General features: G+C 67.5%; 2 protein-coding genes and 1 tRNA gene. All 3 read left to right on the plus strand.

Annotation, left to right across the window (positions count from 1 at the left end; all coding sequences use genetic code 11):
• Positions 1–77: 77 nt before the first annotated feature.
• Positions 78–154, plus strand: a tRNA-Val gene (locus tag RI841_RS13680).
• 174 nt (positions 155–328) lie between these two features.
• Entirely contained in the window at positions 329–1,960 is a 1,632-nt protein-coding gene (locus tag RI841_RS13685) for a methyl-accepting chemotaxis protein (RefSeq protein ID WP_310706185.1), read from the plus strand.
• 148 nt (positions 1,961–2,108) lie between these two features.
• Positions 2,109–3,407 (plus strand): diguanylate cyclase, encoded by a 1,299-nt coding sequence (locus RI841_RS13690; protein ID WP_310706186.1) that lies wholly within the window; start codon positions 2,109–2,111, stop codon positions 3,405–3,407.
• The last annotated feature ends 138 nt before the right edge of the window (positions 3,408–3,545 follow it).

Genomic DNA, 3,545 nt, shown 5'->3' on the forward strand with positions numbered 1-3,545 from the left:
CGCCACGTTGACATCGTGGAGGTCGGCGGTTCAAATCCGCCTGGTCCTACCAGATACTGCCCGGTGACGACAGCTTCAGGACCATAGCTCAGTTGGTTAGAGCGCCACGTTGACATCGTGGAGGTCGGCGGTTCAAATCCGCCTGGTCCTACCAGATTCCGGAACGCCCCCGCAGCCCTCGGCTGAGGGGGCGTTTTTTTTGATCCACGTCAAGTAAGGCGGCTTTCCCGTTTGTCTGGTGGTCTCCCTTTGTTATGTTGCAATCTGCATATTCATGGCTGCCGATATCCATGACTTCCACGTACAGAACAACAAACAGGAAGCCTCGATGCGACTCAACCAGCCGGTCACCGGCCGGGAATACCCGATTGGCGAAACTCAGAACCTCATATCGCGCACCGATCTCAAGGGGCGTATCAGCTACGCCTCGCCCACCTTCATCGAGGTCAGCGGTTTCTCCCACGAGGAGCTGATCGGTGCCCCGCACAACCTGATCCGTCATCCGGACATGCCGGAAGCCGCCTTCGCCGACCTCTGGCGGACCATCCAGGCCGGCCATGTCTGGGTGGGGATGGTCAAGAACCGGCGCAAGAACGGCGACCACTACTGGGTGCGTGCCCATGTGGTACCGATCCTCGAGCACGGCCAGGTGCAGGGGTTCACCTCGGTTCGGGTGAAGCCCGGCGAGAAGGAGAAGGGGGAGGCCGAGGAGGCCTACCGCCGCTGGCGCGAAGGCAAGGCCCGCGGGCTGCGCCTGGCACGGGGGCGTATCGTGCCGCGCGGGCCGAGGGGCTGGCTGGCCGGCCGACGCCTGTTCGGTCTCCAGGGGGGCATTGTCATCCTGGCCGGTCTCGGCCTGCTGGGCGGCGCTGCCGGCGTCGGGCTGGGGCCCTCGGCCGCCGCCGGCGTTGGGGTACTGCTGGTGGCGACCACGGGCCTCATCCTGGGGCGCATTCGTCGCGCCATCGGGCTCACCCGGGGGTATGCCATGCAGATCGCAGCCGGGAACCTGGCGACCGACCCGCCGCCGCCCACCGGCGATGAATGGGGCGAGCTCACCGGTGCCATGACCATCATGCATCGCAGCCTCGCCAATATATCCGTCGACATCCAGGCGATGCTCGACCAGGTGGAAGCCCAGGGCCAGGTGCTGCTCGGCGACCAGGACGACCTGGCGTCGCGTACCGAACACCAGGCCGCCGGCCTGCAGCAGACCGCCGCCGGCATGGAGGAGCTGACCACCACGGTGGAGCAGAATGCCGGCAATGCCCGCCAGGCCGAGCAGGGCGTGGGGCAGGCCGTGCAGGAGGTCGCCCGGAGCGATGCGGAGGCCCGGGAGCTGGTGACCCGCATGGGCCAGATCACCGCCAGCGCCGGCAAGATGACCGAAGCGGTGGAAGTGATCGAGTCGATCGCCTTCCAGACCAACCTGCTGGCGCTCAATGCCTCGGTGGAGGCGGCGCGCGCCGGCGAGCATGGTCGGGGGTTCGCCGTGGTGGCCCAGGAGGTGCGCCAGCTGGCCGAGCGCTCCCGGGAGTCCGTGGCGCATATCCGGGCCCTGATCGACCACAGCCTCGACTCGATTCACGCGGGCGAGCAGCAGATCCGGCGACTCGAGGGCAGCCACCAGGGCGTGATGGCGGCAGTGGACATCATTCGCGAGCTGATCGAGGCCATCGCCACTGCCTCCCGCGAACAGGCGGATGGCCTGGCCCAGATCAACACGGCGGTGGCCGAGATGGACAAGGTCACCCAGCAGAATGCCGAGCGTGTGCAGTACTCCCGCCGGGCCGGCCAGTCGCTGCATGGCGAGGTCGAGCGCCTGCGCAATGCCATCACCTCGCTGCGTACCCGGGGGGCCGGCCAGGAGTTCGTCGGGCGCGAGCAGCGCTTCGCCGCCCGGGCCGCCGCACAGGCGAGCGACGAGGTCGCAGCCCTGTCGTCCCCGCTCGAACCTTGACCAAGGGTGAATCGCCGACCCGGGCGTCGTTGCGGAAGGGTGCGTCTCCTGGCGTCCGTGGGTCGAACCGTGGGGCGTCGCGACGATAACAACAACCAGCAGGGCAATCAGGGGGTGCAGTGTGACAGCCGAGCCAGGTCCAGGGGCGATGCACGCCGGGGGGGTGTGTGACACCGCCGAACGCGGCGCACTGGAGGAGCGCTTCTACCAGCTCTACATCGCCGTCGAGCAGAGCCCGGTGGCCACCGCCATCACCGATGTCACGGGGCGCATCGAGTTCGTCAACCAGCGCTTTCTCGACGTCACCGGCTACTCGCGGGAGGAGCTGATCGGCAAGACGCCGGCGATGATCCAGTCCGGCCAGACCCCGGACGAGGTCTATCGCGACCTCTGGGCGACCCTGGCCGCCGGCCGGGTGTGGCGCGGCGAGCTGCTCAACCGGCGCAAGAACGGCGAGCTCTACTGGGAGTCGGAGATCATCACCCCGGTGCGCAACGACCGGGGCGAGGTGGTCAACTTCGTGGCGGTGAAGGAGGACGTCACCGAGCGCCGCCGCCAGGAGAACGAGCTGCGCCTGCTGGCCACCGCCTTCGAGACGGGGCAGGCGACACTGATCACCGATGCCGAGATGCGCATCGAGAAGGTCAACCAGGCCTTCACCGATATCACCGGCTACCGCGAGGAGGAGGTGATCGGCAAGACGCCGAAGCTCTTCAAGTCCGGCCGCCACGACTCCGCCTTCTACGCCCGCATGTGGGGGGAGCTGCTCCGTTTCGGCCACTGGCAGGGCGAGATCTGGAACCGCAACAAGCATGGCGACATCTACCCGCTCTGGCAGTCGATCACCGCGGTGGTCGACGCCGCCGGCGAGGTGCGCAACTTCGTGGCGGTGTTCCACAACATCGCCGAGCGCAAGCGCATGGAGAAGGAGCTGGAACATCAGGCCACCCGCGACCACCTCACCGGGGCCCACAATCGGCGTGCCTTCGATGTCGCCGTGCGCCAGGCGCTGCACCAGGCCGAGCAGGGCGACGAGCCCTTCACCCTGCTGCTGTTCGATATCGATCATTTCAAGTCGGTCAACGACACCCACGGCCACGACACCGGTGACGAGATCCTCAAGCAGCTGACGCGCCAGGTCGGCCATAGCCTGAGGAGTACCGACCTGCTGGCGCGCTGGGGGGGCGAGGAGTTCACCATCCTGCTGCCCGACACCCAGCTCAGGGGGGCCACCACCTTCGCCGAGCGGCTTCGCTGCCAGGTCGCCGAGACCCGTTTCCAGGGGCTCTCTATCACCATCAGCATCGGCATTACCCAGTATCGGCCGGGGGACAGCCTCGACGACCTGATCGTCCGGGCCGACGAGGCCCTCTACCGGGCCAAGGAGGCCGGCCGCAACGGCGTGGTGATCAACAGTGGCGAGATCTCCCGGGTCACCGAGGCATGACGGGGCGGCGGGACGTCGATAACACGAGGGAGCAGGGCAGCATGCAGGAGAGTGGGCAGGACTCAGGGACGGTGGTCATGGCCGATGCGGCGGCGGGGGAGCATGCCGCCGCGGCCTTCCATCAGGCCAACGAGGCCA

Origin of the sequence: Halomonas sp. (assembly GCF_031581305.1) — a bacterium.
Classification (GTDB): domain Bacteria; phylum Pseudomonadota; class Gammaproteobacteria; order Pseudomonadales; family Halomonadaceae; genus Halomonas.

What these genes read in the sequence shown, in the direction of transcription:
- RI841_RS13690 (WP_310706186.1), top strand. Translation starts at nt 2,109, where the DNA reads ATGCACGCCGGGGGGGTGTGTGACACCGCCGAACGCGGCGCACTGGAG.
- RI841_RS13685 (WP_310706185.1), top strand. Translation starts at nt 329, where the DNA reads ATGCGACTCAACCAGCCGGTCACCGGCCGGGAATACCCGATTGGCGAA.